The organism is Cryobacterium sp. CAN_C2 (assembly GCF_015751745.1).
Classification (GTDB): domain Bacteria; phylum Actinomycetota; class Actinomycetes; order Actinomycetales; family Microbacteriaceae; genus Cryobacterium.
Map to the genome: position 1 here is coordinate 1 of NZ_JADOUX010000044.1, position 2,774 is coordinate 2,774.

Below are 2,774 nucleotides of genomic sequence, written 5' to 3' on the forward strand. Positions count from 1 at the left end.
GAAATATTCGGTGGCCCCGAAACGCGCTACTCGCCACATCACCCCGTGGCCCCGAACGTCAATAACACTGGCCCCCACGAGCGCAAATACTCAACCCGCCGCGCGTTCGCTCAGGTTCGTGCCGCCTACTGCCTTGGCAACACCCGCGTGCACCGGCCGTGGATCTCGGAGCCAGGTATGTGGATTCAGTACGATTTCGGCGACGGACCACTGATGGACGGCAAGAAGACCGTGCTCTACATCGCGTGGCTTGCGTGGTCGCGGTTCCGGGTCGTCATCGTGATGCGTGATCGCACGGCGCCGAGTGTTTACGCGGCGCTGGATCGCACGTTCCGCATCATTGGCGGTGCCCCGACCTACGTCCTGACCGATAACGAGAAAACCGTCACCGTGTCTCACATCGCCGGCGTTCCGGTCCGGAACGTCGCGACGGTGGACTTCGCCCGCCACTACGGCGTCACGGTGCTCACCTGCCAGCCAGCGGACCCCGCGACCAAGGGCGGTGTCGAGTCCTCCGTGAAGCTCGCCAAGGCCGACATCGTCCCCAAAGACACCAACCTCCGTCCCGAGTATGACTCCTTCGCTGACATCGAAACGGCCTGCCAGGAGTTCATGGACCTGGTCAACAACCGTGAGCATCGCGCCACTCGCCGCAAGCCCACCGCGATGCTTCTGGAGGAAGCTCCCCGGTTGCACCGTGTTCCAGACGCCGCGCACACCATCTCCTTCGGTATGTCTCGCAGCGTCCCGGACAACACTCCGATGGTCACGTTCGAGAACGCTCAGTACTCGGTGCCGTCCTATCTGCTCGGCGCGCGAGTGTTCGTGCGCAGCCACGGCCTCGGCCTGGCTGAGCAGGTCATCGTCGTCCACGAGGGTAGAGACGGGCCCGTGGAGGTCGCCCGGCACCAGCGCGCCCGGCCGGGCAGCCCCGCCATCGACGATGCTCATTTCCCCGATCATGCCCCCAAAATCCCCGGCGACTACGCGGTGAAAGGGAAGAACGCCGCCGAACTGGAGTTCCTCGCAATCGGCGCCGGCGCCCGGACCTGGCTGCTCGAGGCCGCCGCGGTGGGGACGATGCGGATCACGCAGAAGATGGCTGAGGCCGTGGCGCTGGCGAAGATCGCCGGGCAGGCAGACGTCGACCAGGCCCTGGGCACCGCGGCCATCCATGGCCGCTTCGCGCACAAGGACCTCGCCTCGATCCTGAACGCGGCAGGGTTGCGCGCGAGCACCCACACGGCCAGCGAAACCCAGTCCCTCACCCAAGGAACCCGAGGCTGGGCCGCGATCGGTCAACCGCCCGCGAGCGTTATCGACGACACCGTGGAGGAAAGCGCATGAGCCCCGTCCCGACCGCCGCCCCCGCGCTCCCGGCCGACCTGGAGGCGTTGATGCGGCAGCTGAAGATGCCCTACGCGAGGGCGTTAGCGCCGGAGCTGCTGATCACGGCGCGCACGCAACGGTGGGAACCCGCCGAAGTCGTCAAAGCTCTCCTCGTCGAGGAAGTCACCGGCCGGTCCCGATCGATGCTCGCCACCCGTCGGAAAGCCGCGGGGTTCCCCACAGGGAAAACCTTCGACACCTGGGACCCGGCCGCGTCATCGATCCCGCTGCCGACGCAGCAAGCCCTCCGCACTCTCGAGTGGATCAGCCGGAAAGAGAATGTTGTCGTTTGCGGTCCCTCCGGCACGGGGAAAACGTTCTTCCTCGAGGCCCTCGGCCAGCAAGTCGTCGAGGCCGGCATGCGCGTGGCGTGGTTCCGCCTCGAGGACCTCGGCGCATTGATGCGCGCCCACCGCGCTGACGACAGCGTCACCCGAGTCGTCGCGCGCATCCTCCGCGCCGACCTCATCGTGATTGACGACATAGGGCTCCTCGCCGTGGGGACCGACGCGGCCGAGGGGCTCTATCGGCTCGTCGACGCGGCCTATGAAAAACGGTCCATCGCGGTCTCGTCGAATTTACATCCTGCCGGCTTTGACGAGCTCATGCCCAAAACCCTCGCGACAGCGACCGTCGACCGGCTACTTCACCACGCTCACGTCTGTCAGACGTCGGGCGAATCGATCCGCCTCACGCAGGCCCTCGCCGGGCAGGGCGTGACGCCGATGAGCTAACACTCGCTCCGCGCATGGCCAACGCCGCCGAACTCCTGGTGGGCAGATCTGTTGGCCATGAGTGGGCAGTTTTCATGGCCATCAGCGGGCATTTTCCGTGTCCGCCAGTGGGCAGTTCTTCATGGCCCTTGACAGACCCGCTGGGCCCGGGACCGTGCCTCTCGGACACGAGTCTTCAACCCGCCAAGAAACTCGTCATATCCATCCGGAAGGGCAAGAGCAGTATCGATGGTCATCTCCTTTATCCTGTCCGGCGCCTCAGTCATCGCATTCAGCCCCGACCGCGTCGACTCCAGCCGTCAGCTGATCAACCCACCGCGGCAGCAAAAACCTATACAGGCCCGATGACCATTTACAGAAGTCGACTGCACAAATGCCAGAAGTCGTGCGCACCAACTCCCTGCGGGCATCTCAATAAAGATTCCGTTGTCGGGACGAGTAGCCGATGCTTTGTCACGCCGACCGGTTCCAGCGCGTGTGAATCGCGACAAAAAATGGCTGCTATTTCGCAGGCATGGGACAGTCATCCTTCAACCAGCCAACGAGCTGTCGGCCAGCTGCCCTGATGGTGGGAGCAAGTGCACGAAGCCGCTGTGGTCGTGAACGCGCGGCCTCGGCTGGGCGACGACCACTCCCCGCGAAGGTAAGACT

The 2,774-nt window shown here is 64.9% G+C and carries 2 protein-coding genes; both read left to right on the forward strand.

Features of this window, described 5'->3' with window-relative positions; all coding sequences use genetic code 11:
• The coding region (locus tag IWX77_RS16745; RefSeq protein WP_327012286.1) for a DDE-type integrase/transposase/recombinase at nucleotides 1-1,347 on the forward strand (1,347 nt) is incomplete at its 5' end.
• Entirely contained in the window at nucleotides 1,344-2,123 is a 780-nt protein-coding gene (gene istB / locus IWX77_RS16750) for an IS21-like element helper ATPase IstB (RefSeq protein ID WP_196845678.1), read from the forward strand. The genes IWX77_RS16745 and istB, both read left to right, overlap by 4 nt.
• Nucleotides 2,124-2,774 lie beyond the last annotated feature (651 nt).

Bases quoted from the DNA above. Each gene is read 5' to 3' on its own strand.
- istB (WP_196845678.1), top strand. From the start codon at position 1,344: ATGAGCCCCGTCCCGACCGCCGCCCCCGCGCTCCCGGCCGACCTGGAG.